General features: G+C 50.2%; 22 protein-coding genes. 11 read left to right on the top strand and 11 right to left on the bottom strand.

Annotated features, from left to right (window positions below):
* Positions 1-7: 7 nt before the first annotated feature.
* The 3 genes from BDT_RS12415 to BDT_RS12405 all read right to left on the bottom strand — a co-directional run bounded on the left by BDT_RS12415 (position 8) and on the right by BDT_RS12405 (position 3,064).
* Positions 8-523 carry a hypothetical protein gene (locus tag BDT_RS12415; RefSeq protein ID WP_015091594.1) on the bottom strand — a complete coding sequence of 172 codons (516 nt, stop codon included), beginning with the start codon at positions 521-523 and terminating at the stop codon, positions 8-10.
* Positions 523-2,238: a DUF2785 domain-containing protein gene (locus BDT_RS12410; RefSeq protein WP_041577788.1), complete on the bottom strand. Its 1,716-nt coding sequence runs from the start codon at positions 2,236-2,238 to the stop codon at positions 523-525. Before BDT_RS12410 ends, BDT_RS12415 begins: the two co-directional genes overlap by 1 nt.
* A 157-nt stretch (positions 2,239-2,395) precedes the next feature.
* Positions 2,396-3,064, bottom strand: coding sequence for a hypothetical protein (locus BDT_RS12405; RefSeq protein ID WP_015091592.1), 669 nt, complete (start codon positions 3,062-3,064; stop codon positions 2,396-2,398).
* 226 nt (positions 3,065-3,290) lie between these two features.
* Here BDT_RS12405 and BDT_RS12400 point away from each other — a divergent pair, with 226 nt between their 5' ends.
* Positions 3,291-4,091, top strand: a complete 801-nt coding sequence (locus BDT_RS12400) for a S1 family peptidase (protein ID WP_015091591.1) — start codon at positions 3,291-3,293, stop codon at positions 4,089-4,091.
* Between the two features lie 51 nt (positions 4,092-4,142).
* On the opposite strand, the gene BDT_RS12395 is transcribed toward BDT_RS12400, so the two are convergent.
* Positions 4,143-5,786: a BNR-4 repeat-containing protein gene (locus BDT_RS12395; protein ID WP_015091590.1), complete on the bottom strand. Its 1,644-nt coding sequence runs from the start codon at positions 5,784-5,786 to the stop codon at positions 4,143-4,145.
* Entirely contained in the window at positions 5,786-6,628 is an 843-nt protein-coding gene (locus BDT_RS12390) for an outer membrane beta-barrel protein (protein ID WP_148278822.1), read from the bottom strand. The genes BDT_RS12395 and BDT_RS12390 overlap by 1 nt, the downstream gene beginning before the upstream one ends.
* A 505-nt stretch (positions 6,629-7,133) precedes the next feature.
* Between BDT_RS12390 and BDT_RS12385 the strand changes: the two genes are divergently transcribed.
* The 6 genes from BDT_RS12385 to BDT_RS12360 all read left to right on the top strand — a co-directional run bounded on the left by BDT_RS12385 (position 7,134) and on the right by BDT_RS12360 (position 13,906).
* A complete protein-coding gene (locus tag BDT_RS12385; protein WP_235046114.1) occupies positions 7,134-8,879 on the top strand; it encodes a hypothetical protein in 1,746 nt (581 codons plus the stop codon).
* A 3-nt stretch (positions 8,880-8,882) separates the two neighbouring features.
* A complete protein-coding gene (locus tag BDT_RS12380; protein ID WP_015091587.1) occupies positions 8,883-9,560 on the top strand; it encodes a hypothetical protein in 678 nt (225 codons plus the stop codon).
* A gap of 25 nt (positions 9,561-9,585) precedes the next feature.
* A complete protein-coding gene (locus BDT_RS12375; protein WP_015091586.1) occupies positions 9,586-10,998 on the top strand; it encodes a hypothetical protein in 1,413 nt (470 codons plus the stop codon).
* A 10-nt stretch (positions 10,999-11,008) separates the two neighbouring features.
* Positions 11,009-12,268 (top strand): hypothetical protein, encoded by a 1,260-nt coding sequence (locus BDT_RS12370; protein WP_015091585.1) that lies wholly within the window; start codon positions 11,009-11,011, stop codon positions 12,266-12,268.
* Positions 12,269-12,360: 92 nt separating this feature from the next.
* Positions 12,361-13,374 (top strand): hypothetical protein, encoded by a 1,014-nt coding sequence (locus BDT_RS12365; protein ID WP_015091584.1) that lies wholly within the window; start codon positions 12,361-12,363, stop codon positions 13,372-13,374.
* A 52-nt stretch (positions 13,375-13,426) separates the two neighbouring features.
* The gene (locus BDT_RS12360; protein ID WP_015091583.1) at positions 13,427-13,906 is read left to right on the top strand and encodes a YceI family protein; all 480 of its coding nucleotides are present in this window, start codon (positions 13,427-13,429) and stop codon (positions 13,904-13,906) included.
* 35 nt (positions 13,907-13,941) lie between these two features.
* On the opposite strand, the gene BDT_RS12355 is transcribed toward BDT_RS12360, so the two are convergent.
* Positions 13,942-14,583: a hypothetical protein gene (locus tag BDT_RS12355; RefSeq protein ID WP_015091582.1), complete on the bottom strand. Its 642-nt coding sequence runs from the start codon at positions 14,581-14,583 to the stop codon at positions 13,942-13,944.
* Positions 14,584-14,592: 9 nt separating this feature from the next.
* A complete protein-coding gene (locus BDT_RS12350; RefSeq protein WP_235046113.1) occupies positions 14,593-15,756 on the bottom strand; it encodes a hypothetical protein in 1,164 nt (387 codons plus the stop codon).
* Between the two features lie 79 nt (positions 15,757-15,835).
* On the opposite strand from BDT_RS12350, the gene BDT_RS12345 reads away from it, so the two are divergent.
* Positions 15,836-16,513, top strand: coding sequence for a PilZ domain-containing protein (locus tag BDT_RS12345; RefSeq protein ID WP_041577784.1), 678 nt, complete (start codon positions 15,836-15,838; stop codon positions 16,511-16,513).
* Positions 16,514-16,578: 65 nt separating this feature from the next.
* On the top strand, positions 16,579-17,307 hold the full coding sequence (folE, locus tag BDT_RS12340; RefSeq protein WP_015091579.1) for a GTP cyclohydrolase I FolE: 729 nt from the start codon (positions 16,579-16,581) through the stop codon (positions 17,305-17,307).
* 391 nt (positions 17,308-17,698) lie between these two features.
* Here the strand turns inward: folE and pepN are convergent, their stop codons facing one another.
* On the bottom strand, positions 17,699-20,317 hold the full coding sequence (pepN, locus tag BDT_RS12335; protein WP_015091578.1) for an aminopeptidase N: 2,619 nt from the start codon (positions 20,315-20,317) through the stop codon (positions 17,699-17,701).
* A 26-nt stretch (positions 20,318-20,343) separates the two neighbouring features.
* Here pepN and BDT_RS12330 point away from each other — a divergent pair, with 26 nt between their 5' ends.
* On the top strand, positions 20,344-20,700 hold the full coding sequence (locus BDT_RS12330; protein WP_041577782.1) for a VOC family protein: 357 nt from the start codon (positions 20,344-20,346) through the stop codon (positions 20,698-20,700).
* Positions 20,701-20,756: 56 nt separating this feature from the next.
* Here BDT_RS12330 and BDT_RS12325 read toward each other — a convergent pair whose 3' ends face one another.
* From BDT_RS12325 to ahpC, 3 genes are all read right to left on the bottom strand, one after another.
* Positions 20,757-22,736 (bottom strand): alpha/beta hydrolase family protein, encoded by a 1,980-nt coding sequence (locus BDT_RS12325; protein WP_015091576.1) that lies wholly within the window; start codon positions 22,734-22,736, stop codon positions 20,757-20,759.
* A gap of 135 nt (positions 22,737-22,871) precedes the next feature.
* Complete coding sequence (gene ahpF / locus BDT_RS12320) at positions 22,872-24,437, bottom strand: alkyl hydroperoxide reductase subunit F (protein WP_015091575.1); 1,566 nt, start codon at positions 24,435-24,437, stop codon at positions 22,872-22,874.
* 181 nt (positions 24,438-24,618) lie between these two features.
* Positions 24,619-25,185 carry an alkyl hydroperoxide reductase subunit C gene (gene ahpC / locus BDT_RS12315; protein WP_015091574.1) on the bottom strand — a complete coding sequence of 189 codons (567 nt, stop codon included), beginning with the start codon at positions 25,183-25,185 and terminating at the stop codon, positions 24,619-24,621.
* 199 nt (positions 25,186-25,384) lie between these two features.
* Here ahpC and BDT_RS12310 point away from each other — a divergent pair, with 199 nt between their 5' ends.
* Positions 25,385-26,344: a hydrogen peroxide-inducible genes activator gene (locus tag BDT_RS12310; RefSeq protein WP_015091573.1), complete on the top strand. Its 960-nt coding sequence runs from the start codon at positions 25,385-25,387 to the stop codon at positions 26,342-26,344.
* Positions 26,345-26,373: the final 29 nt, after the last annotated feature.

Raw genomic sequence — 26,373 nt, 5'->3', positions numbered from 1 at the left:
TTCTGAACTATTTCACCAGATTGATTTGCAGAGTTCCGTTTTCACCCTGAGAGGTGATGAAGCCATCAACATCTGTCTTATTGATCGCATTGATCAAAGAGCTCAGGCGGTTGCCCGTGGAAGTCATGCCCTGAGGCACAGAACCGTCCGCGTTCACCCAGCTGTAATTGGCCTGCGGGGAAACCACAAACACCACGATGTTGTAAGAAGGGCGGAAGCCCTCTTTTTCAACCTGTACGGATGGCAGGCTCATGGCATCAGCAGAGATGTAAACCGTGCGCGCCTCTTTCACCTGAGAAATAGAGATAGAGGAATTGTCGGTGGAGATGAATGGGCGGGAACCCACAGCGTAAAGAACTGTCAGGTACTGACCGCGATAGTTACCCAGTTTGTTCACCTGAAGGGACGGGATCGTTTCAAAGCGTGCAGCTTCCGCACTTCTTTGTGAAACCGAACCACTCATAAGGCCCAGACCGATGATCAGAGTCAAAGCATTGATGATGATAAGTTTGAGGGATCTCATTAGTTTGCTCCTGTTTTCGCGTAATCCAGATACATGATCAGGTGACCATTTGGATCCATCATCACGCGATTGATATCCAGTTTAATTCCCAAAATCTGCGGTGGCAGTGGCAGCCCACCCGGAAGGGATTCTTCCGTTTTGGCCCAGTTGGCACTGCGTTTTTTCAGCTCGTCCTTTACACCTTCACGGACTTTGCCTTTGAACAGCTTGCCGGCTGTCGAGATGTACTTGTCATCCAGGTACATGCTGTCAGTGTCGATGGAATACATCAGCAACTGCATGCCGGTCTTATCACTCAATTGGCGCAATTTTGCAATGATATCGAAGTCCACCACGATGGTCTTTTTCAAGAACATGCTGCCGGGCTGAATTTCGACTGAAACTCTCAGTTTAACGAAGGTTTCCGTAGGCTTAACCGCCACACCTGCTGGAGTTTTTACATAGTCGATCAAAGGAGTCGCGACCAGTTTCAAAACGGAACCATCACTTTGTTTGATCTGTTCGAAATTTTTGCGCTCGAAAGCCAATTGCAACACGCGGTTGATCAGGGCGCGGTCCACGCTCAACCCGATGTCATAGTTTTCCTGAGTCACCGCGGTGAAGGAGGGAGCCCCACGGGAAGCGTGCGACTTCACCGGAGCACTCTGCGAGTTGATCGGGTCTTCCACATAAGTGGTCAGATCAACATTCAAGGATTTCTTAAGATTCAGGCTTTGCAGCTGCAAGCCCCACTTGAAAGCGGGACGGGTGTCAGTGGGTTCCTGACCCGGAGCTGCCATGTCCTGAACCTGTTCCAAAGATCCACCCAGGAATTCCTTGGCTTTCTGATTCAGCATGGCCGGCAGTTGCGTGCGCGCAAAGTCCCCGATGCTGCCGCGAACTTTTTCAAGAATCATCGGAGCCTGGGACTGGAACAGTCTTTCCAGTTCCTCGTTGTTTACATAGAATTTCTTGCCATTCACTTCCACTGCAAACTGAGGAACGATCAGGCGACCGTATTTCAAGCCCAGTGGGATGGAGTCGAAGTTATTGGAAATTTCAAGCGCTTCAAATTCAAGTCCGCCCATGTTGTTCATGCGCAGATAGAATGGCAGACGGATTTTCAGAGGCATTTCCTCGTCAGCCGCCTGCAACGTCACGTCTTCAAAACCGGCTTTACCCAGGAATTCGTTTTGTGTATCCCACGCCACCACGGATTTGGTGGAGATCGTCAGTTTTTTGACTTCAAGTTCAATCGCCAAAATGGCGCCATCACGTTTCCCCAGAGCCTCCATCAGAATTTCGTCGGTGACCAGACCAAAGCGCGAGAATTTTGCAACGTAACCGGATTCACCGATCTCAATAGTCGGTTGGTGATCATTCATAGAGAAGCCCACCAGCCAGCGAGTCAAAAGACCGCGCACCTGCTGGTACATTTTGACCATCTCTGGATTTGCATCCATGAACTCGTCCATATTGATGGGTTTTTCAGCGGTGTAGCTCATGGCAGGGAAGTAACCCTCATCCAGCTTCACACCCACGTTTCCAAGGATGTCGCTCAGACGGTTGTCGAAATATTTCATCCCGCGCGGAGTGATTTGCACGCGCACGGCATTGGGCATCAGATGCTTGTTTGCAATCTGCGGATTGGCGTCCGTGACAGCATGGGCATTCAAACTCTGCAAAGTCAGCAGAAGTGGGATCAGCACCTTGGATGTATGAAACCGACGTACCATTTTTTCGTCCTCATGGTTAGGGGCTCTGGGGGCCTCAGCCAATAGTTGCAAAGCGGATTCCAATTTGAGACGTCCTCAGAAGCAATCTATAGGGGGCAGAAGCTTCTTGACGTGTCCAAAATTGATACAGGCGCCTTTTAGCGGCGCACTTTTAAACTTATTTCAGAAGGCCTGCGCTAAGAGCCAAGGCCTTTTCCATTTTCTGGTCGGCTTCAGTGCGGATTCTTTCAGACAGACGCGCTTCCAGCAGATCCGCGTTGGCATCAGCCCCGGCCAAAGTTTCCAAGGAGTTTTTCATTGTGCTGCCCGCGGCAAATTCAAACTGTTCTTCCAGAATGGAGGTCGTTTCACCGGAAGCCATGAACAGCGCCAAGGATGGGTGACGGTCGGCCTGGAAAGAGCTTTCCGCTTGAACATAAGAGGCCTCTTTCAAAGCCTTGCGGGCTTCGGCATCCCACAGTTTCAGTTCTTCCATATCAGATTTTTTGGTGTCGACCAGGGCTTGCAGCATTGGCAGTGCCGCAAGGTCTTGGGCCTTCGCAAAGTTCAGGGCACGCGTGCGGGCTTCGGCGCAAGACCCGGAGGTTTTCAGGATCTCTTGCACGGCCGCGGTGTGCTCTTTGTGGGACGCTGTCGTCAGGATAAGATCGCGAACCGAACCTTCCACCTCCTGAAGCAGGTACTGGGCTTTCAGGGGATGCTGGGAGCTGTACAGGGACTGTTCCTGATGCAGACAGTTTTGGATCTGGGATACATCAAGGCCCGCCGCCTGGGACAGGGAAGAGCCGAACATCAGACAAAGCACCGCAATCTTAGTCATTTTCATTTTCTTATCCTTTGGAGGGTAAATCTTTGAACGGATTGAAATACTTCAAAGTGGGGACCACCGCGGTTTATGAGCCATTGCGATCTGGGCTGTTGTGGTTGTGGCGGTGGGCCCAAAATTGTCAAAAATCAGGACGGTAGGGTAAAAACATCTGGGAACACTTTTAATTAGAGGCGTTGCGGGACTTTCTTTGATAGAAGGGGAGCGCTTTTAAAGGAGTGCTCAAATGCTCAAAAAGATTTCTTTGATGATGGTTTCTGCTGCGATGTTGGCTGCTTGTGCGGATCAAAATGCTGCGCAAATTCAAACGCAAGGTCAGGATGTTATTGGTGGTGATAAGGTTTCTGCCAACGATATCATTGCTCGCTCTACAGTGGGTCTTTACGATGAAAAAGCCGGTGCTTTGTGCTCTGGGACTTTGATTGCCCCACAATTGGTTCTGACGGCTGCTCACTGCGTGGATCCGAACTCTGACAAGCTGATTGTCTTCTTCGGTCAGGAAATGAAGGGTCTTGATCCTGCGAAGGTTCGTAAGACGGTGAAAGCTCTTCAGCACAAAGACTACAATCCTGAGCGCGTGGAAGACACCGCTGACGTGGCTTTGGTAAGATTTGAAGGTGCAGCTCCGGCAGGTTATGCCCCAGCTCCATTGTATACTGACTTCAACCAGTTGCAAAAAGGCTCTAACGTTGTGGTGGCGGGCTTTGGTTTGAACTGGGCTTGGGGTGTTAAAAAAGGTGCAGGCACTTTGCGCACGACTGAGCTGAAAGTAAAACGTTCCTTGTATGGGACGACTGAAATCATGCTGGATCAGTCCATTCGTAAAGGTATCTGCAGTGGTGATTCCGGTGGCCCGGCTTATGTTCAGAAAGACGGACGTCTTTATCTGATGGGTGTTGCCAGCCGTGGTGACTCTTTGCCGATTCCTTTGACTCCAGACTGCTTCATGATGTCGATCTTCACTCGTGTGGATTCCTACACTCCATGGATCGCAGAAACATCTGACCTGTTGATGGCGATCAAATAATTCAAATTTTAAAAGTTTGAAAAAGAAAAAGCTCCCGAAGGGGAGCTTTTTTTATTTGAAGTCCTTGTCATTGACCAGGAACCAGTTTTTGCCCTGATCTTCTGATTTCAACAAGGCTGAGTTCAGCATCGGGGAGGTGTTGATGGCCTCGCCACTGGGGGATTTAAAGTAATAAGGCGCATAGGGCCGCATCTGACTGTATTCCAGATACAGGCTGCCTTTGCGGTCGATGGTCAGCACTTGGTAATAGTGCGTGTATTCCTGAGCATTCGGATACACCAGAATCTTGGGTTCAGACCACTTCCATTTTTTTTCGCTGCTGTCAGGTTCTGCGCTCTGATACGCCAGGGCACCGAAGTATTCAAAATCAAATACAGACTTGTCATGGGCCCACAGGCGGTAAGCCAGATGCAGACGGTTCTGGGAATCGATCACCAAAGAGGCATAAGTCTGACTGCCACCTTGAACGCCTGGGATGTTGAAGTTTGCTGAATAGCCGCTGTCCGTGGTGTTCACAAATTCTGCCGGACTCCAGCTGTCGATCGAGTCCGGCTTCAAACTGCGGGTGTAAGTGAAGTGGGCCCCATGGGCACCGCCAATCACATGCAAAGTCCCATCCTGACTGCGCACGATGGCCGGCTGATTGTGACTGTCGTTCAGTGGCCAGGTTTTCAGAATCTCGGTTTTTTTGAAGTTGCGGGTTTTCACGTCCACTTCCGCAATCCAGATGGCAGAATAGGGATTGCCAGCCTTGTCAGGCTTGGAGTTTGTCACACGGCCACGCTCGTTCTTTTCCATTTTATGATCCAGCGTCGCTTCCAGCCAAGTGATGAAATACTTGTCCTTGGAACGCAGGATTTTAACGCCGCTGCCGCTGCGATAACCTATGGGCTGGGCATTTTCAGAAAGCACCACGGGCAGATCCCTGACCAGTTCGTCTTTTTCGAAATGAGTCATCTGGAAAGTCAATTTGCCGACGGTGCCTTGCCAGTATTCAAAGCCGCGTTCGTAACCCGGGGCTTTGCCCGTGGCTTGATAGTACAAGAATGCCGGAGGACCGGGCAGGGCGTCCACCGAAGTGGGTCTTTCCAGGTCATACCATTCAGGCAAAGCGGTTTCAGTCAGCAGATTCAAAGCTTTCCAACTGCGACCATAATCTTTGGAATAGGCCACGACATAGCTTTTGTCCAAGCCGTCTTTGATTCGCAAAGGCGTGTACATGATGTCGTCCCGGTCAAATACCGCCATCTTTGGATCCCACAAAAGGTCCTGGCGATTGGCGCGGGTCAGTTCTTCGATATTTGATTTTGGAAAGAGATCTTTTAGAAAGTCAGACCCCAAAGACAACTCGGTCCAGCCACCACCGTCATAGCGAACAAAGCCGCTGGTAAGGGCTGTGGTCTGACTGCGCTCATGCTGGCGCAGGTAAGGGCGGTTCTGGCTGTCAAAAGTGGGAATATAAACGGGGAAGCCCGGTGTCCAGTGAAAGACGTTTCTTTCGTGCTGGGATTCCTGAAAGTTATAAGCTTCTGCGGCGGTGTTGAAGTTGTTCAAACCGCTTTTAGGCAATGCCGGAAGTTTAATTGGAGTGAATGTACGACTGGTGGAAGCAAAGTCGGCCTGGCCTTCTTTGTCTTTGTAATAGGCCGACACCGCGATGAAGGCGATCAAAAGAAAGAAGACGACCTTCTTCATTAGAACTGCCAACCCCATCCAGCCCGGATGATGATTTGATTTGCCGAAGACGTGTTGTTATCCGGGAACATGGCATAATCCAATTGCACTGGGATGAAGCTCTTGCGGTCCAGATGATAATCCAGGCCCAAAGAACCCACGATCGTTTGGTTCGTGCTGATTTTGCTGGTGTCCAGAACGTTACTGGATTTGCCAATCGCAAACAGGAAGCCCAGACCGCCGCCCACCCAGGCATCAAACTTGGCACTGCGAAGATAAGAATAGCGAACCAGGGCTTCAACGCCCAGATAGCTGATGTCCACGGTACAGTCAGAACCAGAACAGCTGACTGTCGAAGAGCTGCCTTTGGCGCTCAGGGTTTCATAGCCGCCCAGAATGCGTGCGCTGATGTTTCCGTCCAGCGGCATCTGATAAAAGGCAGAAGCATTGATGCTGCTGCCACTCAACGCCACGGAAGAGCTGGAGCTTGGTTTCACTGTCATGTTGTTCATGGCGTAACCTGCTGTCACACCCCAGGATGATTTGCTTTTGCCGGCTTTTTCCGGTGCCGCAGCTTTGGCGGTGGAGGCCGCTTTGCCTCCGCCGATCTTTGCAACGCTAAGATCCGCAGTCATCTGTCCTTTAAGGACGGCGGCTACGGCCTTTCCATTTTTGATTTGCTTTACTTCAAGCAGGGCGCGGGCTTTGCCCTCGGCATTGCGGGCTCCGAGCTTGTCGCCCACCTGAAGGTCTTCACCTTCCATGTCGATCAAGGCGCGATCGCCTTTAACCACAACGGCCTTAAGTGCCCAAGCTGGTGAAACCAAAGATGATATCAATAGTGTTGCAATCAAAAATCTCATAATGACTTTATCGACAATTTGAAACGGAACTAAAGGAAAAGATGTTCCCCAGGTTCGGGTTGGCGACTGTCTAAATGTGGAAGAAAACTCTGAAATTCAATGGGAAGGCAAGAGGTCCAGTGAGTGATGTCTCGCTCTGAACCAATTTTTCCGGGGATATCGTGTTTTTTTGACCGTGGGGAACAGTTAGTTTTCATTTTGTTTTCGTCCGAGGCTGTTTCATACCGGGAAAGGGCGCACCTGACTTCAAGGGGTTAAGTCATTTACAAGGTGAAAAACGTTTCACTGCGAAACATCGTCAATGTCTTCTACAGGGACGAGTGGTCAAAAATTCTTTGTCGGAGCATCACAATTTTTCCCAAATTAGACGATAATGTAATCACTCAAGGGGGAATTGAGTATGAGGGGCTACAAATATCTTGTTGTCGTGGCGTCAGCGTTTTCTATTATAAACGCTCATGCTGCAGAGTCAGACATGCTTAAGGCCAAGAAACTCTACGAGAGAATGACAGGCGTTAAGGTGTCGTCCACCAAGCCCGAACTTAAGAAAGTGGCGGAGCTCATTGCAAACGGGGACACCCGTGGTGCAGCCAATTATATTACCGGCACTTCGGACTTTTTGAATGTACAGATCAAGAATCTGTCTTTGAAGCTTTCAAACAAAGATGAATCCGTGAAAGTTCCTTTCAATGATTTCTCGGCGTTGATTGCCGGGGTTGTTCGTGACGGCAAGGACTTCCGTGAAATTCTGACGGCTGACTATTTCTATGATGTGAAGAATGTACCGAAGGTAACGGACAACAGAACGCGCTATTTCACGCAGGAAAACTTCACTCCGGTTGAAACAGCTTATATGGACCTGCAGACCTCTTTGCAGCTTCAATCCCGCCAAAAGCTGGTGAAATCCGCATGGAGCACTCCGTATCAGCAAACAGACAAAAGCTTTGACCTGGTGAATCTGGCTGACAATCCGGAACCAGCCGGTGTTTTCTCGACCCGCACATTTGCGGAAAGAAACCTGAGCGGTGGTACAAACCGTCGTGCCGTTGAGTTTTCTTTAAAACAGTTTCTGTGTGTGTCCATGGCTGAAGCGGCAGATTCTTCTGCTTCAGATCAATATGTGGGCCGCGACGTGGAACGTTTCCCGGCCGGGGACCACAATAAATACCTGACCAGCTGTAAAAGCTGCCACTCGGTGATGGATGGTATGCGTGGAGCCTTTGCCAAAATGGACTATACGAATTTCACGACGGGTGGTGCGACAGGCACTTATTCCCAGATGAACGGGGACTTCTTCAATCAGCATGGTATCCAGGCTGAATACAGCACTTACAGCACCAACTATATCACCAAAGTGACCAACGAGATTCTTCCGGACCTGGTGAACAGGCAGGAAAACTCCACATGGTTCACGACACGTCTGGCTTACCTGATCAAACGTGGTACGGCAGAAGCGTCGGCCCGCAATACTTTGATGGGGACCCTGAACACGATTCGTGATCCGGCTGCTGCCAATGCGATTGCAGCTGATTTCAGTGCGAAGAAAGCGGCCTTCCTGGAAGACTTGAAAGCAAATCGTGCGGTCGATACCTATAAAACAGAGTATGTGGCAGGTTGCCTGAATAATCTGGTCAAGGCCAATACAGCGGTGGCAGAGCAGCGTCGCCTGTTCCTGATTTGCAATCTGGACAATAAGAAAGAAATGTCAGTGCTTTATGAGTACTATGGCGCGTCTTTGACGGCGGCAAAAGCCACCGATGCTGAGAAAACCCGCCTTTTAGGCAAGCTGATTAACAAAGGCCGTCCAGCCAATATCAATTTGGTGACTCCATATCTGGAAGCCCGCGAGGAACTGCGTCTGTTCCCACGAAATGCATTTGATTCCAGCACGGGTGTCGCGGCGAAAATGAACAAGGGTTCTTATCCTTACGGTTTCGTTGTTACGGGTGATAACTTCGTGAATAACGCGGTCCTGGGCAGCAAATCCACATTCTTTGGCTGGAGAGGCGGTAACGCCGGCGGCGGTCAGGGCGTGAAGGACTTCGGTAAAATGCTTTCTCAAAGCCGTCGTTTCAGCCAGTGCATGGCCAAACGCGTTTATGAAAGCGTGTGCCTGAAGAAGCTTGAATCCACCCAGTACACGACGCTGGTTCGTCTGGGCGACCGTTTCGAAGCAGTAAATTATAATTTGAAAAGCCTTTATACAGAAGTCGCCCTGGACCCGGTCTGTGGCGTGGTGAAAGAGGAGTAGACCATGAATGCTAAGAAAAAAATTGGCGCAGTAATCGGTGTGAGCTTCTCTTTCCTGTTTGTGACAATGGGCTTTCAAAACTGTGCGCAGCAGACTGATTTTGCCAGCCTTGAGGAAGTCACCTTGAATGGTGGCAGCGTTGATGGCAGCAACAGCAGCGTGAGCAGCAAGACCCAGTCGGATATTGACGGGGCTCCGGTGGATGCGAAGCAAACCCTGGAATCCATGATGTCGCTTTTGAATCTGAAAAGTGCTGACATCAATATGGGTACGGTGAACGCCGAGATCAACTATCGCCGCAACTTGCTGGTTCCGCAGAATGATCTGACTTTGGTGAACTCACCAAGCATCATCGCCACGACGTCCCTGGCGGGTGTGGTCTGTCAGCAAGCCGTGAATAAAGAGAAAAAAGGCACTCGTGACATCTTTAAGTATCTGGATTTTGCAAAAGGTCCTGGCACTTATGGAAAAATGGGCGCCATCAATACGTATATTCTGATGATTGACCGTTTCTGGATGCGCAAACCATCCAGTGAAGAGTTGTCCTTCATCACGCAAGCTGTGGACGAGTACTACAGCACTTTGGATTCTGCGGCTTTGGGGAAAGCTACAGAGTCTGACAAACTGGCGGTCTTTATCTGTTCAGGCATGTTGTCCGTGCCGGAATCTTACCTTCTGTAACGGACAATGGGGATTTGGGGGGAAAATGAAAAACGATAAACTGCAAAAAGTCCTGGATGAAAAAACCGACGTTTCCAGCCTGAAGCTTTCACGCCGTGAATTGCTTGAAACAGGTGTGATCTCCTTCGCGGCCCGCATGGCGGTGCCCGGGGCGGTGACTTCTATTCTGACCATGGGAAGTAAGGCCGTAGCGGCCGAAGGCGACCCGATGATTCCGTTTGTCACATTAAGTCTGAGTGGTGGCGCAGCCCTGCACGGAAACTTTGTCGTGAAAGACAAAGGCAACAATCTGCTGGGTGCTTACACCAAGCTGGGTCTGGGTAAATCCGGCTTTGCCACTGAAAAAGTGATGGGCGCAGACTTTGCCTCCAGCTCCCAATTGCATAAAGGTATCAAGTCTGTGGCCAGTGCTGCGACTTTGGGTAAAGCCCGTCTTGTGGCTCTTTGCACGGACACGGCCAACGACACCAACGGTCAGGCCGCTCTTCGTCCGTTCTATGATCTTTCCGGTCCATTGGAAAGAGCAGGTCTGATCGGCAAGGTTTTGCCGGGTGTGCATCAGGGCTCTACCGCTGAAAATATCCGTCCGGTGTTTTCAGCTCCCAATTCTTCCCTGGAGCTGGCAAGTCTGGACAACATGTTCGGTGCTTTGAATTATTCCAGTACTTTGGCAGACAACGGTATTTTGAATGCCAAACAAAAAAGAACTCTGGCTTCTTTCGTTGCTAAAATGACCAAGTCCCAGGTTGCAAAACTGAATTCCAAAAATGACGGTTTGAAGCTGGCCTTGCAGGAAGCCGGTGTGAAGTCCGGTGATATTATCGCGGCCGGTGGTGCTTCCGGCGTGGATCCACGCAAAGACACCATTGTGCAAAATGTTTATAAAATCAATACGGCAACAGCAGCCAACAACGCAACAGCGGTGACGGCGGGTGTGGTGTACAATGCATTGAATGGCAATATCGCCCACGGTCGTATCACGCTGGGTGGTTATGACTATCATTCTCCGGGTGTGCGTACTGCTGCCGATGCGAAAGACTTCGCTGCGGGTGTGCAGATCGGTAACATGCTGGAACTTGCCAGTCAGATGAAAAAACCATTGTTCATTATGGTGACCACTGATGGAGCTTGTTCTTCGGAAGTGTCTGACACTTCTTCCAGCATCTGGTCCAGTGACTATTCGTCTTCGTTGCAGTTCATTATTGCTTTTGATCCAAAGGGCAAAGTGACTTCCAGTGGTACTCAGATCGGTCATTACCTGACGGATCAGAGTGTGGATACATCCACGCTGGTGGGATCCCGTCCGGACTATGTGGCGGCGGCGATTCTGGCGAACTATTTGAATTTGAATTACAAGATGGGGCTGTTCAAACAACTTGCGCCGGCCACCTTACAGGCGGACGACGTGGAAAAAGTTGTTAAACTTCACGTAGCTTAAGGGGAAGCGAATGAAGAAACTTCAATCTTTGAAGATTCTGGGGGCCGTATCCGGGGGACTGATCCTGGTTGTGGCATTCCAAAACTGCGCTCAAAGTCTGGGCGAAGGTTTTCAGATCGACACGCAAACCGTGAAGCTGATCAATCAGGGCAGCTCGGATTTGTCGGGTGGATCCACGGAAGAAGAAGTGGACGAAGGTGAGCAGAGCACAGGGGACCTGTGTGAAGATCAGCTTTATGCCAAGTTCGGCTCCGGCTATTACACATTTCTGAAAAACAACTGCGCGGGTTGCCATAACGGTGATCACGAAGCGCCGGCTTTTGCCTCGAAGAACTCTTTGATGTCCTATCAGGTCTTCAAAGACAAAGGCTATCAGGCTATTTCTGACAATGCGATCAATCCAGCGCACAACCCGCCATACACTGGGGCCCATCATAATGGGGCTGTGTCCAGTCTGAAAGCCGAATGGGTTTCTGCCCAGGCCGCTTATTTGACTTGTAAGGGTGATGACGGCGTTGATAAGTCCGTGGTGACAGCCAATAAAACCAACGCGACGATTGTGAACAGCAAAGCCAATTCGGCCACGTGGACGAAAATTGAATGGAACTACAGCACGGCTGCGGACCTGCCGGCAAAAGCCACGACATTCCCTTTGAAAATGTCGGTGGAATTCCAAGTGGCAAAAGTCGGTGGGGTTGAAGTCGGATATGCCGCGCGCGCACCGACCATGTCCATCACTTCGGGCACAGCCAAGTACCGTGTAAAAGGTCTGTTCTTCTATGTGAATGACAAGATGCTGGATTCTGCCACGGTCTATCGCAATATCAATGCGGTGGTTTGCCCGGGCACTCCGCTGGCACTGGCTCCGGTCGGAAATGCCCAGCTTTTGGTGATGTCGACAACCAAAACAACGGACAAGTTCGCTTTGCAGTTCACGTCCATTGAAAAGGCTGAAAGCACGGCGACTTGCGGAACCGGTTCCACCGAAGTGGCGCCAGTTGATGAGGCTCCGCCGAATGTGACATTCGCGATGCTGGTTGGTTCCGATGCAAAGGTGAATGTGTTTAAAACACAGTGTTTAAGCTGTCACTCGGGTGCTGGAGCAGACGGGGGTCTGGACCTTAGCAACTATGCAGCTTCCAAGGCCAAGGCCGGTGTGATTATCAAGCGTATCAATGATGCGAACTCTCCGATGCCACGTTCTGGATTGATGTCTTCGCAGATGAAGGCCATCGTTCAGAAATGGGTGGACCTGGGGATGCCGCAATAGTCTCATATTGAGACAGTGGACCAAACACGAAGGCCTTGGGTTCTTTGTGTTTGGTGCCGATAAGAGTTCTGTATGTTTTTGGGGGATTTCGAATGAAGTTAGGGGTTTTAAAGACCGTTGTGGTCGGCAGTGCGGGGCTTGCAATGATTCTGGCGTTCCAGAATTGCAGCGACTTTGCTTTGCAGGATCAGGTTCTTTACGAACAGGGGATCTTTGATTCCCGCGAAGCCCTGGATCAAAAATCCCTGCCAAAACTTCTGTCCTCTACCGAACTTTCTTTCTGGTCCAAGCCTGGCAATCCTTCCTATGTGAACAAAGCCCTTTTCATGGCCAATCAGCTGTCCTTCGTGGTGGCTTTGGATACAAGCATGACCGGCAAAGTGTTCTCGGTGTCTTCGGGCGCCAATCAAGAAGACGCCTATATCAACATCGCTGCGGGTAAGATCCGCGTGGTGCGTGCGGCTCCGGATTCCAGTAACATCGCCTTCATGGAAGTGAATCTTCCAAGCAGTGGCAGCAAGATGGTACTGGCTGCAGGCTTTGGTGTGAAACCCACCGAAATGACCTTGCAGGTGAATGGAGTGGTGCAGACGGCAGAAATTCAAAAGACCGGAACTCCGGGTGAATTTGCCTTCACCGTGAAAAGTGTGGCGACGGGCGGAGCGAACGGTCAGATCTATGAATATGTTGTCTATGGTGGTTCGGACACTGACGGTCTTGCGCTGAGCAAGGGTGAACTGAATGTGATGTCCCGCTATGTGGCGACCAACAATCTGATTGAAAACGTGATTTATGATCCGGCGTTGATCAACGACGGCAAAGAAGTCACTGTGGAAAATCCAAAATTCCTGGCGGCCAAAGCGGTCATCGATTCCAAGTGTCTGAGCTGTCATAACAGCTCGACTTACGGTGACTTCCGCAATCTGACAGAGACCAAAGCTCTTTCCCGCGGCCTGGCGAAAGCCAAGGATCTGGTGGGTTCAAAACTTTACTATCGCCTGTCAGGGGCAACAGTGGGTCCGGGAACCCGCAATATGCCGACGTCGGGTTCTATGTCAGCGGCAGAGGTTCAAGCCGTGGCTGACTGGATCAACAGCATTGAATAAGTCATTTAATATGTTTTTAAAACAATCACCAAAAGTAAAAGGGGTAGGGCAAATGAAATTTGTTGCAGCATTGATTGTCACAATGGGTATTTCCACAGCAGCGATGGCGCAAAGTGTGGTTCTGGATGTGGTTTTGAATCCGATGGGGGATTTCAAAGGTAAAACTTCTGACGTTAAAGGTCAGGCCGTGGTGAGCGGTGATGAAGTTTCCGCGGAAAACATCGTTGTGAATCTGAAAACTTTGAAAACCGGCGTAGAGCTGCGTGACAAGCACACGCAAAAACATCTGGAGACTGAAAAGTTCCCAGAGGCCATTTTGCTTTCCGCAAAAGGTAAAGGCGGCAAGGGCACGGGCAAAATCAAAATCCGTGGCATTGAAAAAGACATTTCCGGAGTTTACAAAGTCGAAGGCAAGACCTTGAAAGCGAAATTCAAGTTGAAGCTGAGCGACTTTGGCATCGAGGACATCAACTATATGGGTGTCGGTGTTGAAGACGAAGTGACTTTGGCAGTGACGGTTCCAGTAAAATAAATAAAAAAAGGCCCCTGAAAAGGGGCCTTTGTCTTTTAGAATCGGTAGTTCACACCGATTTTCCAAAGCGTGGATCCTTCAGTCAAAGGACCAATCCCGGTATAGAAATCCCACTTTTGAAACATGCGAATATTCAAGTCGGCAATACCTGTGACGTTCAGGCTGCGGCCTGAATCAATGGTTTGGGTGGTGGTTTCTTTTGGCCAGTCGATATTTTTATAAAACAGCATTCCCGTCACGCCGGCATTGATTCGACCGGACAGGCGATAGAATACGCGCGGGGAAATCCCGTAAGTGGTGAAGGCCACTTTGTCGCTCAAGTAAGGATCCGCATCGGATCCGCCGTTGGCGCGACCGGCACCGATAAAGGCCCCGGCACTCCAGCCCCAGCGATAGTAGGTGATTTCTTTCATGATGGTGATCGTGATGGCGTTGTAGTTGGCTGGCACCTTGGTGTTGGTGATGCCGTCTTGAACGCGCAGGGTTTCATCCCACTGCAAAGTGGAAAGGCTCAAGCCCCAGTCCTGGCGGGACCGCGCCGGTTTTTTTGCCGTTGTTGTGGCCGGTGCCGCCGCAGGGGCTTCTGCCGCCGGCGTTTCTTCAGAATCAGTTTCTTCCTGGGCCAGAACGTTCTGACTTAGAAGGGTGACAAATAGTACAAACATCCATTTTTTCATATGTGTCCCTTAGTAGGAAATATGGATCTGCCCTTGCAGAGCCCAGGCATCGTCCACGCCACCAGTGTCAGAATAAGTTTTTCCATTGGTTGCCATCGCACGAAGCTCGGTGCGCGGCAGAGGGAACATCATCGCGCCCATGCTCCACTTCATTGCTTCGGCGGAGGATTTGTTGATGTCACCTTTGGTGTGCTCAAGGATCGACAGGAAGTTGTAACCGCGCTGGATTTCAACCATGGTCTGAACAATCGCATAGGTGCCCAGTTCGGCCTCTGAGTCAGCGATTTTGTCTTTCTTTTGGCGCAGACCGAATTCACCCATGATCGCAGAACCCTTGGACAGGCCCATACGCGTGGTCAGGGCTGCCAGGTTCCACTGTTGCAAATCACTTTGTGACGTCAGTACAGAAGCACCGACTTTGAACTTTTCATAGACCTGGTATTCCCCCGCCACAGAGAAGCCTTTTTGTTTTTGCGGGTCTTCCTGAGCGGCATTTCCGAAGAAGGCATTCACAGCCACATCCCAGTCCGGATAAGTGAAATGACCGATCACCCCTTGGGACTGGTCAAACTGCCCCAGTGTGATGGCTTTACGGCTGACGGCCGAGTGATCGACGTTGCGGATGCCATAAGCTTTGTCCATCTGGCCGACGTACAGCCAGAAGTTGTTGCTTTGTTTCCAGCGCAGATAGTATTCGCGCATGAACCAGGTGTTGGTTTTGCCGTAGTAGGGCTCAATACCGGTGTAGGAAACTGTCGTGATGATGGAATAAGTCTGTTTCTTGTCCAGGAAGAAGTTCAAATTCACATCATTTTGCATGTTGATGTAGCGCTCAGTGGTGGCAGTGGAGCCTGGCTCCATCTTCAGCCACAGGCCGCGATATTTCAGACCCGGACGAACCCACCAAGGCAGCTTCTTTTTACCCAGGAAGCCGGACATTTCCGCGATTTCTTCCTCTTCCATGTTCTTGGGGAAGACAGAGCGGGAGGTGATCTCGGTGGCAAACAGGGCGCGACCGTAATCATTCAGGGCTCCGCCGCCAAGACCGTTGTAATGGCAGGTGATGCAGGAGGAATAGCTGTACCCGATAAAATCAGGATAGGCTTGAGCCTGGCTGGTCAAAATAAGGGACGCAATGACAATTAGGACGTGCTGAAAATTTATATGTCTCACAATGAGAAATTCTAAGGATTGAAGCGAGATAATCAATAAAAATCTATACCCTGACTCTGCTCTAGCCGATAAGTTTCCTATGGAAACAAAATCACCAGCTCTAGAACGTCCTCGTGCAGTGGAAATGGCTGCTGCTGTGCTTATGTTCACACCTGTGCTTGACCTCATCATGATGCAAAGAACCGGAGTTGCGGTGCTGAATTGGGTGGGTTGGGTGTCTGTCTTTGGCGCCGGATTGACGCTGATGATCCGCCACAAACTGTCCTGGGTTATGGGGATGATCCTTTGCGGGATCTTTGTGATCAGCACGCTGGTCAGCCTGTTTAAGGGCTTTGGCGTGGTGGACCCGGCGATCAGCACGGCCAGGGTGCTGGATTGTCTGTTGGTGCTCTTTATCGTGGGCACGGTGTTTTCATTCTTCCGTTATCCTTATCTGGATCGCCGTCAGAACTGGTTTGCCCCGACAGGGGATCGTTTTGTCGTTGTGACCCCGGTTGTTTTGAATGGCAAAGTAAATGGTGAAACCGTGGATCTGTCTTATACGGGAGCTCGTATTTCCGTCCCTGAGGAGGTTGAGGCCTTCAAAAAGGATCAGGTTTTCACCATGGTTCTGTCAGAGATCAACGATGTTCAGTGCAAAGCCAAGGTCATTGACGTGAAAGGCAACGTCCTCAGAGTGCATTTTGAGGGGCTGTCTTCGTCAGAGAAAGACCTGCTGCGCCAATGGTTGAACAGCCAAAATCTACAAAAAACCTAATTTACGGGCTTTGAGCTTTGCGAACCTGCCGATTTTAGGGCATAAGTGGGCTTTTCGAGCAGGGAATGACGATGGCAAAAACAACAAAGAAGACCACCCAGAAAACCAGCAAAAAGAGTGTAAAAGCTAAAGCAGAAGCTCAATACTCGGACGTGTCAGCGTCGGTGAAACAGATTCTGGAAAACGTCCGTCCAACACCGATGATCCACAACGGTCTGACCAACGAAGAAAAGATCGAACGCATCACCGAAAAATTCACCGACATCATGAACACTCTGGGTTTGGACCTGGATGATGATTCTTTGCGCGAAACACCAAAGCGCGTAGCTAAAATGTACGTGAACGAAGTCTTCGGAGGATTGGATCCCAAGAAGTTCCCAAAAATGACCGTGATCGAAAATAAAATGAACTACGATCAAATGATCGTGGTGCAAAACATCGGTTGCCTGTCTTTCTGCGAACACCACTTCCTGCCAATCGACGGGTTCGCAACAGTGGCCTATATCCCCAATAAAAAAGTAATCGGTCTGTCCAAGATCAACCGCATTGTCCAGTATTTCTCCCGCCGCCCTCAGGTGCAGGAACGTCTGACAAAACAAATCGCCGACTGCCTTCAATACATCCTGGGCACCGAACACATCGCCGTCCACATCAACGCAAAACACTACTGCGTAATGATGAGAGGTATCGAAGACACCTCCAGCACAACATCCACATCCGACCTGCGCGGTCACTTCAAGAGCCGCATGGAAACAAGAGAAGAGTTCCTCGAGCACTGCCGTACTAAATACTAGCGGCTGGTGAAAAGGGCCCCATCGACTGCGTTGTCGGGGCTTCTCCTTCTCTCCGACGTGCTTGGAGCACGCCTCCGTTTCGGAGAAACCCCTCCGCCTTGCGCTGCGACCCTTTTGACCAGCCTTGGTCTTGGGTAGGGGGATGGGGAAATAAAAATTGAAAAAGCGAAAGGGAGTCTTTGGACTCCCTTTTTTTTATGCGCATTTTTGGATTTGCTTGATCAAGTGTGGATTGAGGGACCGGGAGAGCCTCTGGGAGGCTGCCCGGAAGAGGGCCTTCGGTGGCGCAGGATGCGCGAACCGGGGCAACGCCCCGGCACCGACTGAGCACGGATGCGTGCCCTCTGTAGCGGCAGGCTCCCAGAGGTTCGCCCGGGCCCGCGCGTTTACCCTAGGTCAAAGCCGATTGCAAAAGTTCGCGGGAGTTTTTGGACAAAGACTCTACAGCAACCATGCGTTTGATTTGAGTCAGGGCCTTTTCCTTCATGGCTGGTTCCAGCTTGGAAACAAAGTTGAAGGCCGCGCACAAACGGGCCGCGACTTGCGGGTTCTTTGGATCGATCTCAAGGATCTTGTCAGCATAGAACTCGTAAGCGTTGGTGTTCGGGTCGTTGAAGCGCACAAGGTTCGCCCCGAAAGCACGAAGCAATGAATACACATTGTTCGGGTTCGTGATGTTGAACGCCGGATGCTTCGTCAATGCTTTGACGTCTTCCAATGTCTGTTGACGGTGAGTGGTCGCTTGCGCCGTGAACCACTTGTTGATCACCACGGAATCGTCTTTCCAGTTTGCATAGAAGTCCGCCAAAACCTTTTCACGGTGAGCAGAGTCTGAATCCGCCAGCAAAGACATTGCCGTCATACGATCGGTCATGTTCTGAGCTTCCCAGTATTGCTTGTTCACGATGTCCATGATTTCCGGATCGTGCAGTTCTGCCAGATAAGCCAAAGCCTGGTTTTTCAAAGAGCGGTGACCGAAGACTTTTGGATCACGGCTTTTTGGTTCCACGCCATGGAATTTCTTGTAGATGTTCAGCAACTGATTGCGGTTGGCGGTTGCGATCTCTTTGCGCAAAGCTGTACGGGCTTTATAGAATGCTTCCGCATCCAATACCGCCTCTTCCTGTGCCAGAACAGCATAGCTTGGCAATTGCAACATCTTCGCTTTGAACGCTGGATCCATCGCCTGATCTTCCAAAATGGAAGTCATGGTGCTGATGAAACGAGGATCCAAAGTCATGGTTTCTTTGGCGCGAGCCTGCTGGATCATCTTTTTGAACAGACGAAGCCCCAGTTTCTGAGCCATCTCACGACGGTTGAAGGAATCCGTGTCTTTTTCCATCAGGAAGTAAAGATCGTTTTCAGAAGCTTCCCAGCGCAAGTTTACCGGAGCAGAGAATTCACGCAGGATGGAAAGAACCGGACGCTCTTTCAGGCCTTTGAACACGAAGGTCTCTTTTTGCTCTTTCAGCTCCATCAGATTTTTGCCGTCAGTGTTTACGGTGATTTTGTCACAGTTCAAAGACAACTCTTTGCCGGATTTGTCCAAAAGACCCATCATCAATGGAATGTGGAATGGTTCTTTCGTCGGCTGGCCCGGAGTCGGCGGGCAGCTCTGTTCCAAAGCCACATGGAACTCGCCTTTGTCAGCATCGAATTTTTCCTGAACCGCAACCACCGGAGTGCCGGACTGGTTGTACCAGCGACGGAACTGAGTGAAGTCCTTGTTGTTAGGGTTCGAGATCGCGGCTGCAAAATCTTCCGTCGTGACAGCCTGACCATCATGACGTTTGAAGTATTCATCCATCCCTTTGCGGAAGCCCTTGCGGCCCACAATGGTTTGCATCATGCGGATCACTTCAGACCCTTTTTCATAGATCGTCATGGTGAAGAAGTTATCCACCGCCATGCAGGATTCCGGGCGAACCGGGTGGGAGTTTGGACCAGCGTCTTCAGCAAACTGGCCGGCGCGCAAAGCATCCACGTCCTCGATACGCTGAACCCCACGATCCGTCATGTCAGCAGAGAACTCCTGATCGCGGAATACGGTCAGACCCTCTTTCAGGGACAACTGGAACCAGTCACGCAACGTCACGCGGTTGCCGGTATAGTTGTGGAAGTATTCGTGAGCCACAACGGATTCGATGTTATGGAAGTCCACATCGGTTGCCGAGTTGGAATCAGCCAGCACCAGGCGGGAGTTGAAGATATTCAGACCTTTGTTTTCCATCGCGCCGGCATTGAAATCATCAATCGCCACAATCATGTAGTCGTTCAGGTCGTATTCAAGGCCAAAGACCTCTTCGTCCCACTTCATGGATTTGTGCAGGGATTCCATCGCATGCTGGCAGCGCTCTTGTTTGCCGTGAGCCGCGTAGACTTCAAGATTCACTTTGCGACCATTCACTGTTGTGAAGGTGTCACGGATCACACCCAAGTCACCCGCAACCAGTGCGAACAGATAGCATGGCTTTTTGTGCGGATCCTGCCAGTAAGCCTTTTGGCGGCCGTTACCCAGGTCTTCCATTTTGATGCGATCGCCGTTGGAAAGCAGAACCGGGTATCTCTTTTTGTCAGCTTCGATAGTCACGGAATAAGAAGTCATCACATCCGGACGGTCAAAGAAGTAAGTGATCTTTCTGAATCCTTGTGCTTCGCACTGGGTGCAGAAGATGCCGTTGGATTTGTAAAGTCCTTCCAGGGATGTGTTGTTCTGCGGTTGCAGCTCAGTTTCGATTTCCAAAGTGAAGCTGTCGGGAACTGACGGAACAATCAGTTCTTCTTCCGTGATCTGATACTGGTCGGCATTTAACTGCTGGCCGTTTATTTTGATGGAAACCAGTTTCAGTTCCTCGCCATTCAGGCGCATCTCACCGAGGTGGGTGCGGCGAACCTGGGATTTTGCCACGACTCGACAAAAGTCTTCGTTCAGATTGAAGTCGAGGTTAATGGAATCTACCGTGAAGGCAGGGGATTTATAGTCTTTAAGATAAATTTTTTCTTGTTTCATACGGCCTCGGTTCAGATAATAGACGGATGAGTTTGCTATTCACTTCTATCACAATAAACACCACGCAGCTACAGGGCATGCTGGGTTTTTATCGAATTATCGGCTTTCAATTTACAGCGTCAAAAGTTGATAAAGGGAGTGAAGTTCACAGAGCCGTTCATAACGGCGTCGAATTTTCACTGTACAACATCCAAAATCCTCAAAGATCTCAGATTCCAAGCCTGCAGCTGGGTTTTAAGATTACGGATTTGGAGAAAACCGTGCAGGAACTTGTCAAAGTTCCCGGTGCCATGTGCATATTAGACCCGACAGACATGCCTGATGGCAAAAAGGCCATCGTGCTGGATCCCGACGGGCATTCCATAGAACTTTGCGAATTATAAAAACAAAAAAAAGCCCCGGAAACCGGGGCTTTTGCTTTCAGGCCTTCTTCAGGGAATTACTGAGGCGTAGTGATCATTTGCGCTGAAGAGGCTTTGACCTGAGCCTCAATCGGCTCCAGGCGTCCTTTCAGGTATTTTTGCAGGAATTCCTCGGTGATTGCGTTAGCCCCCATGTTGTTGGCAGCCTTGGCAAAACCGTGTCCTTCATCAGGGAATAATACATATTCCACCGGAATCTTTTTAGCCACCATGGCGTTATAGATCTGATCAGCTTCCGCTTTTTTCACGCGCGGGTCATTGGCCCCTTGAAGGATTAAAAGTGGTTTTTTGATTTTATCCACATGAGTCAGCGGAGAGCGCTCTTTCAAAAGCTTTTTGCCAGCCGCTGTCGTCGGATCGCCCACGCGCTTGTAAAGATTCGCGCGGAAGCTTTCCCAGTACGGCGGAACTGTGGCAAGCAAAGTTTCCAGATTGGACGGGCCCACGATATCCACCGCGGCAGCAAAAGTGTCCGGAGTGAAGGTTACACCCGCCAACGCGGCATAACCACCATAGGATCCGCCCATGATCACGATTTGTTTCGGATCGGCATAGTCATTTTTAACAGCCCAGTTGACGGCGTCAATCAGGTCGTCGTGCATTTTGCGGCCCCATTGTTTGTCGCCCGCATTCAGGAACTTTTTCCCAAAACCTGTCGAGGCGCGGAAGTTCACGCTCAGTACATTATACCCACGATCCGCCAGCCACTGATGATAAGGATTGTATCCATAGTCATCGCGGCCCCAAGGACCCCCATGCACCAGCAAAACCAGGGATTTGCCAGCCGGCTTGCGGGCTTGAGTCAGATAGGACACCAGCTGATAGCCATCACGGGATGGGATCTCAATAGCTTCCATGGCGCTCAGGCGGTTGCCGTAAGGAATCATGGCTTTGGTGTGATACAAAGGCTGACTTAAAGTTCCGGTTTTGGCGTCATAGAAATAGAACGCCACAGGTTTGTCGGTAGAATCTGCAAACAGAACCCACTGATTTCCGTCAAGGCTCATGGAGGTCACATTGATTTCGGTGTTGAGCTTTTTCTCAATCCCTTCAAAGTGTTTCTGGAAGTCCTTGTCGAAGAACTGGATATCACGTTTCAGATAGTAAGAGGACGCCCATAGAAGTTTTCCGGTCTGGGGATGCATTTGCAAACCCTGAATATCCGAGCGTTCGTCCGAGGCAACCACTTTGCTTTGGTCAGACTTGATATCCCATTCGATCAAAGCGGCTTTGTCCCGTTTGCGGCTGTCCAGCAAATAGACTTTGCTGCCATCGTGAGAAACGTCCACTGCGGAAGAAGTCATGCTGTCTTCGAATGGGACGACAGTCTTTTTAACAAACTTTTTGCTGCCGGCGTTCCACAGGAAGATTGTGGAAGAACCATCTTTGTTCGATTGGCTGGCGATGATCGGGTGGAAGTTCTTGTCGAACATGATCCCGGCATAGTTTTCGGTATTGGTGAAAAGATCCGTGGTGGCTTTGGTTGTCAGATTCAGGATCTTGTAATCAAAGAACTTTGGATCACGCTCGTTGGTCATGATGACCACTTCCTGCGGGCGCAGATGACTGGTTTCAGCAATCTGGGAAGTGACCTTGCCAGGCTTGGTGATTTCAGTGATTTCGCCAGTGGAGACATTCAGGGTGTACAGGCCGAAGTTTTCATCACCGGCAACGTCCTGAGCGAAGGTCAGAATTCCCGGAGTGTAAGTCCAATTGTATCTGAAAATGCCGCGTTTGGTGTCGTGGGTGACAGGCTTTGCCGTTTCCGGCTTGCCGAATTCCTGAGCCCAGATATTCAGTACACCCTTGTGGGCGGAAAGATAAGTGACGTATTTTCCGTCAGGGCTGATCTTGATCCCGGTGATGTCGGGATTTCCAAAAAGAACTTCGCGCGGAATGTATTCTGCGTTCACGGCTTCCTTCTTGTTCAGGGTTTGGCAGGCACTCATGGAAAAAACCAGAGCTGCTAATAGTGGCATTTTCAATGCTGTTTTCATTAAATGGACTCCTGTTTTGCAGACTTATCGTAGGTCAGGCGTCATCGGAGTCAAGAGAGATGCTTTGCGCAGAAATGGAAAATGGGCCCCAAGAGGGTGGGGCCCATGGATTTTACAGGAACGTTCTGGTTAAAACTAAGAGTGATACATACGGTCTTCAAAGGCTGCGAGCGCCGCTTTCGCGCCTTCACCCATGGCAATCACGATCTGCTTGTAGGGCGTCGTGGTGACGTCTCCGGCAGCGTAAATGCCTTTGGCTGAAGTGCGACCTTTTTCATCGACGATGATTTCGCCGAACTTGGTCAGCTCCACGGTTTCTTTCAGGAACTGGCTGTTCGGCACCAGGCCGATTTGCACGAAAATGCCGTCCAGATCCATTTTCTCCTCTTTGTTGAGGGAACGATCCAGATACTGGATCTGCTGAACTTTGGAGCCATCACCGATGACTTTTTCAGTCTTGGCGCTGGTCACAATAGACACATTCGGAAGGGACTTCAGTTTATCAACCAGGATCTTGTCGGCTTTCAGCTGATCGTTGTATTCAAACACCACGACTTCGCGAACAATGCCGGCCAGATCAATCGCCGCTTCCACGCCCGAGTTTCCTCCGCCGATCACAGCGACTTTTTTGCCTTTATAGAAGGGGCCATCACAGTGCGGGCAGTAAGCCACGCCACGGCCCAGGTATTCTTTTTCACCTTCAACACCCAGTTCGCGCCATTTCGCCCCCGTGGTGACGATGATCGAATCTGCAGTCAGGTGTTCGCCACTTTCAAGTTCGATGGCTTTGACCTTGTTTTCAGTGTGGATCTTTTTCACGCGACGGTTTTCAAGAACCTTCACCGGATAGCTGGCGATGTGCTGGTTCAGTTGAGCCGCCAAAGCCGGGCCTTCAGTGTAAGTCACACCAATCAGATTTTCGATGCCTTTGGTTTCCTGCACCTGACCGCCGATTTTTTCGGTGATCATGGCCGTGGACAGACCTTTGCGAACTGTATAGATCGCAGCGGATGCCCCCGCCGGGCCGCCACCGATCACCAGCACATCAAAGTGACCCAGATTTTTGTTCACAGGCTCGGATGGTGCTGCATTGGCGTCGACGCCAAAGGTGGATTCCAGTTTGCTGACCAGATCCAAAAGCTGAATACGGCCGGAGTGGAACATTTTTGCATTCGCCACCAGACTTGGCACGCCTTGAATGCCCAGGGACTTGATGTCGTCCTGAACATAGCCACCGTCGATGATTTCGTGACGAAGACTTCCGTGAATCAAAGCGATCTGATTCAGAGCCTGCACCACTTCAGGACAGTTTTCGCAGGTCAAAGAAATGTAAGATTGAACAGTGATATTTTTATTCAGACGACGAACGCGGTCCGCGATCACGCTGTCCAAAAGCTTGCCTTTGCCATCCGTATTCAGGATCGCCAGAATCAACGAAGTGAACTCGTGACCGCCGGGAATGCCTTTGAACACGATGCCCGTGTGTTTGCCTTTGTAGTCAATACGGAACTGAGGCATCGGCGAAGTGCCAGACGCATTCTGAGTCAGCGTGATTTTGTCTGATGTGCTGGCCACACTTTGAAGCATGTCCAAAAGATCTTTTTGATCCTCGTGAGAGCTGTTTTCATAGACAAGCTCAACAGTATTCTCCAAGGCGCCAAAGACAGATTTTAGTTGTTCAAGAAGAGAAGAGTCTAGCATGGGACCTCCGTTCGGGGGGAAATTACCTGAAAGGTGCAACTGCGGCGTTGGTCGGCGTCGCCGTACAGGAGTACGGCTTCCTTCTCCCGCCTTGCATTTACAACTTTCAGCTAATTTCTGTTTCGCGGTTGTAGGCTTGTCCCCGCCATAGGCGGGGACTCGCGTTTGGAAAATCTAAAATTTAGATTTTACCAACCAGATCAAGACCTGGTTTCAGAGTGGATTTGCCTGGAGTCCATTTCGCAGGGCAAACTTCGCCTGGGTTTGCAGCGATGTATTGAGCTGCCTGAGTTTTACGGAACAATTCATCAGCGTTACGGCCGATACCGTTGTCCTGAACTTCAGCCAATACGATTTTACCTTCCGGGTTCACCAGGAAAGTACCACGGTAAGCCAAACCTTCTTCTTCAATGTGCACGCCGAATGCGCGAGTCAATTGGAAGGTAGGGTCTGCCAACATTGGGTATTTGATTTTTTTGATTGTCTCAGAAGCATCATGCCATGCTTTGTGAGTGAAGTGAGTGTCAGTGGAAACGCCGTAAACTTCCACGCCGATTTTTTGGAATTCAGCGTATTTGTCAGCCATGTCACCCAACTCAGTCGGGCATACGAATGTGAAATCCGCAGGGTAGAAGAAGAAAACGGACCATTTGCCTTTAAGGTCGTTCTGAGTCACGGTTTTGAAATCGCCGTGGTGGAAAGCTTGAACTTTGAAATCTGGCACTTTCGTGTTGATGATAGTTTGCATTTATTCTCCTTCGAATAAAGTGGTTAGGTTGTGGCCTTAGGGCCTAAATAAAAATTCAGGTCCACCAGCAGGTTTAGTTGTTAGTGGACATCTTTCGTCTTTGAGATTAAGTGATCAACAGTTTTTAGGGAAATCGATTAATAATATGCATTGATAGATTTTGTCTATTGCGGCATAATGGACCCCAAGGAGCCCTTTTATGAGCCCAAAAGTGAACTTTTCTTTGACGCAGCTGGAATACATCATGGCTGTCCATAAGCACGGTCATTTTGCCAAGGCGGCAGAGGCCTGCCACGTTACTCAGCCTACGCTCAGCATGCAAATACAGAAGCTGGAAGAGGATCTGGGCGTCGTGATCTTTGACCGCTCCAAAAAACCCATTTTACTGACACACATGGGTAAAAAACTGATATCCCAAATTCAGACGGTCCTTTTTGAGTCCAGAAAAATTGAGAGTATTATTCAGCATGAACAAAAAGGCGCTAAACAAGGAAGCTTGTCTATTGGTGTCATTCCGACGGTGGCTCCATACCTTTTGCCTCGACTTTTGCCGGTGGTGGAAGAAATGTTCCCGGAAGTGGATCTGAATATCCGCGAGATGCAGACGGACCAGATTCTTGAGGCTTTAAACGGGGATGAAATCGACGTCGGTGTTTTGGCGACTCCGACCCAGATGCCGAAGATGTTTGAATTTCCTTTGTACTATGAACCCTTCTATGTTCTGTGTGAAAAGAATCACGAATATGCGCACATGAAAAAGATCAAATACCAGAGCCTGGGGATGGACGACATCTGGCTGCTGGAGGAAGGCCACTGTCTGCGCAATCAAGTGCTGGATATTTGTTCGGTAAGAAAAGGCAAAGGGCAGGGGCGTCGCTACAAATTTGAAAGCGGCAGTCTGGAAACTTTGAAAAATCTGGTCGACTTGTATGGCGGCTATACGCTGCTGCCGCATCTGGCGACCGAGCATCTGGGCGACCGCAGTCAGCTGGTGCCCTTTGAACGCCCGATCCCGGCGCGCGAAATCGGTCTGGTGTACAGGCGCGAACATTATAAAAACGAACTGATTGAGGCTTTGGGCGAAGCGATCTTAAAATCGATTCCGGAAGAACTGCGCAAGATCCGTCCCAAGGATCTGGATGTTCTTCCGATTGCATAACTACAGCCCCTCGGTGGATGTTCCGCATG

The sequence above is a fragment of the Bdellovibrio bacteriovorus str. Tiberius genome (genome assembly GCF_000317895.1).
In the GTDB taxonomy this organism is placed as follows: Bacteria; Bdellovibrionota; Bdellovibrionia; order Bdellovibrionales; family Bdellovibrionaceae; genus Bdellovibrio; species Bdellovibrio bacteriovorus_F.
Note: the sequence above shows the minus strand (reverse complement) of the source record. Positions and strands in the feature narration are given on the sequence as shown.

What these genes read in the sequence shown, in the direction of transcription:
- BDT_RS12415 (WP_015091594.1), bottom strand. Translation starts at nt 523, where the DNA reads ATGAGATCCCTCAAACTTATCATCATCAATGCTTTGACTCTGATCATC.
- BDT_RS12410 (WP_041577788.1), bottom strand. Translation starts at nt 2,238, where the DNA reads ATGGTACGTCGGTTTCATACATCCAAGGTGCTGATCCCACTTCTGCTG.
- BDT_RS12405 (WP_015091592.1), bottom strand. Translation starts at nt 3,064, where the DNA reads ATGAAAATGACTAAGATTGCGGTGCTTTGTCTGATGTTCGGCTCTTCC.
- BDT_RS12400 (WP_015091591.1), top strand. Translation starts at nt 3,291, where the DNA reads ATGCTCAAAAAGATTTCTTTGATGATGGTTTCTGCTGCGATGTTGGCT.
- BDT_RS12395 (WP_015091590.1), bottom strand. Translation starts at nt 5,786, where the DNA reads ATGAAGAAGGTCGTCTTCTTTCTTTTGATCGCCTTCATCGCGGTGTCG.
- BDT_RS12390 (WP_148278822.1), bottom strand. Translation starts at nt 6,628, where the DNA reads ATGAGATTTTTGATTGCAACACTATTGATATCATCTTTGGTTTCACCA.
- BDT_RS12385 (WP_235046114.1), top strand. Translation starts at nt 7,134, where the DNA reads ATGACAGGCGTTAAGGTGTCGTCCACCAAGCCCGAACTTAAGAAAGTG.
- BDT_RS12380 (WP_015091587.1), top strand. Translation starts at nt 8,883, where the DNA reads ATGAATGCTAAGAAAAAAATTGGCGCAGTAATCGGTGTGAGCTTCTCT.
- BDT_RS12375 (WP_015091586.1), top strand. Translation starts at nt 9,586, where the DNA reads ATGAAAAACGATAAACTGCAAAAAGTCCTGGATGAAAAAACCGACGTT.
- BDT_RS12370 (WP_015091585.1), top strand. Translation starts at nt 11,009, where the DNA reads ATGAAGAAACTTCAATCTTTGAAGATTCTGGGGGCCGTATCCGGGGGA.
- BDT_RS12365 (WP_015091584.1), top strand. Translation starts at nt 12,361, where the DNA reads ATGAAGTTAGGGGTTTTAAAGACCGTTGTGGTCGGCAGTGCGGGGCTT.
- BDT_RS12360 (WP_015091583.1), top strand. Translation starts at nt 13,427, where the DNA reads ATGAAATTTGTTGCAGCATTGATTGTCACAATGGGTATTTCCACAGCA.
- BDT_RS12355 (WP_015091582.1), bottom strand. Translation starts at nt 14,583, where the DNA reads ATGAAAAAATGGATGTTTGTACTATTTGTCACCCTTCTAAGTCAGAAC.
- BDT_RS12345 (WP_041577784.1), top strand. Translation starts at nt 15,836, where the DNA reads ATGGAAACAAAATCACCAGCTCTAGAACGTCCTCGTGCAGTGGAAATG.
- folE (WP_015091579.1), top strand. Translation starts at nt 16,579, where the DNA reads ATGACGATGGCAAAAACAACAAAGAAGACCACCCAGAAAACCAGCAAA.
- pepN (WP_015091578.1), bottom strand. Translation starts at nt 20,317, where the DNA reads ATGAAACAAGAAAAAATTTATCTTAAAGACTATAAATCCCCTGCCTTC.
- BDT_RS12330 (WP_041577782.1), top strand. Translation starts at nt 20,344, where the DNA reads ATGAGTTTGCTATTCACTTCTATCACAATAAACACCACGCAGCTACAG.
- BDT_RS12325 (WP_015091576.1), bottom strand. Translation starts at nt 22,736, where the DNA reads ATGAAAACAGCATTGAAAATGCCACTATTAGCAGCTCTGGTTTTTTCC.
- ahpF (WP_015091575.1), bottom strand. Translation starts at nt 24,437, where the DNA reads ATGCTAGACTCTTCTCTTCTTGAACAACTAAAATCTGTCTTTGGCGCC.
- ahpC (WP_015091574.1), bottom strand. Translation starts at nt 25,185, where the DNA reads ATGCAAACTATCATCAACACGAAAGTGCCAGATTTCAAAGTTCAAGCT.
- BDT_RS12310 (WP_015091573.1), top strand. Translation starts at nt 25,385, where the DNA reads ATGAGCCCAAAAGTGAACTTTTCTTTGACGCAGCTGGAATACATCATG.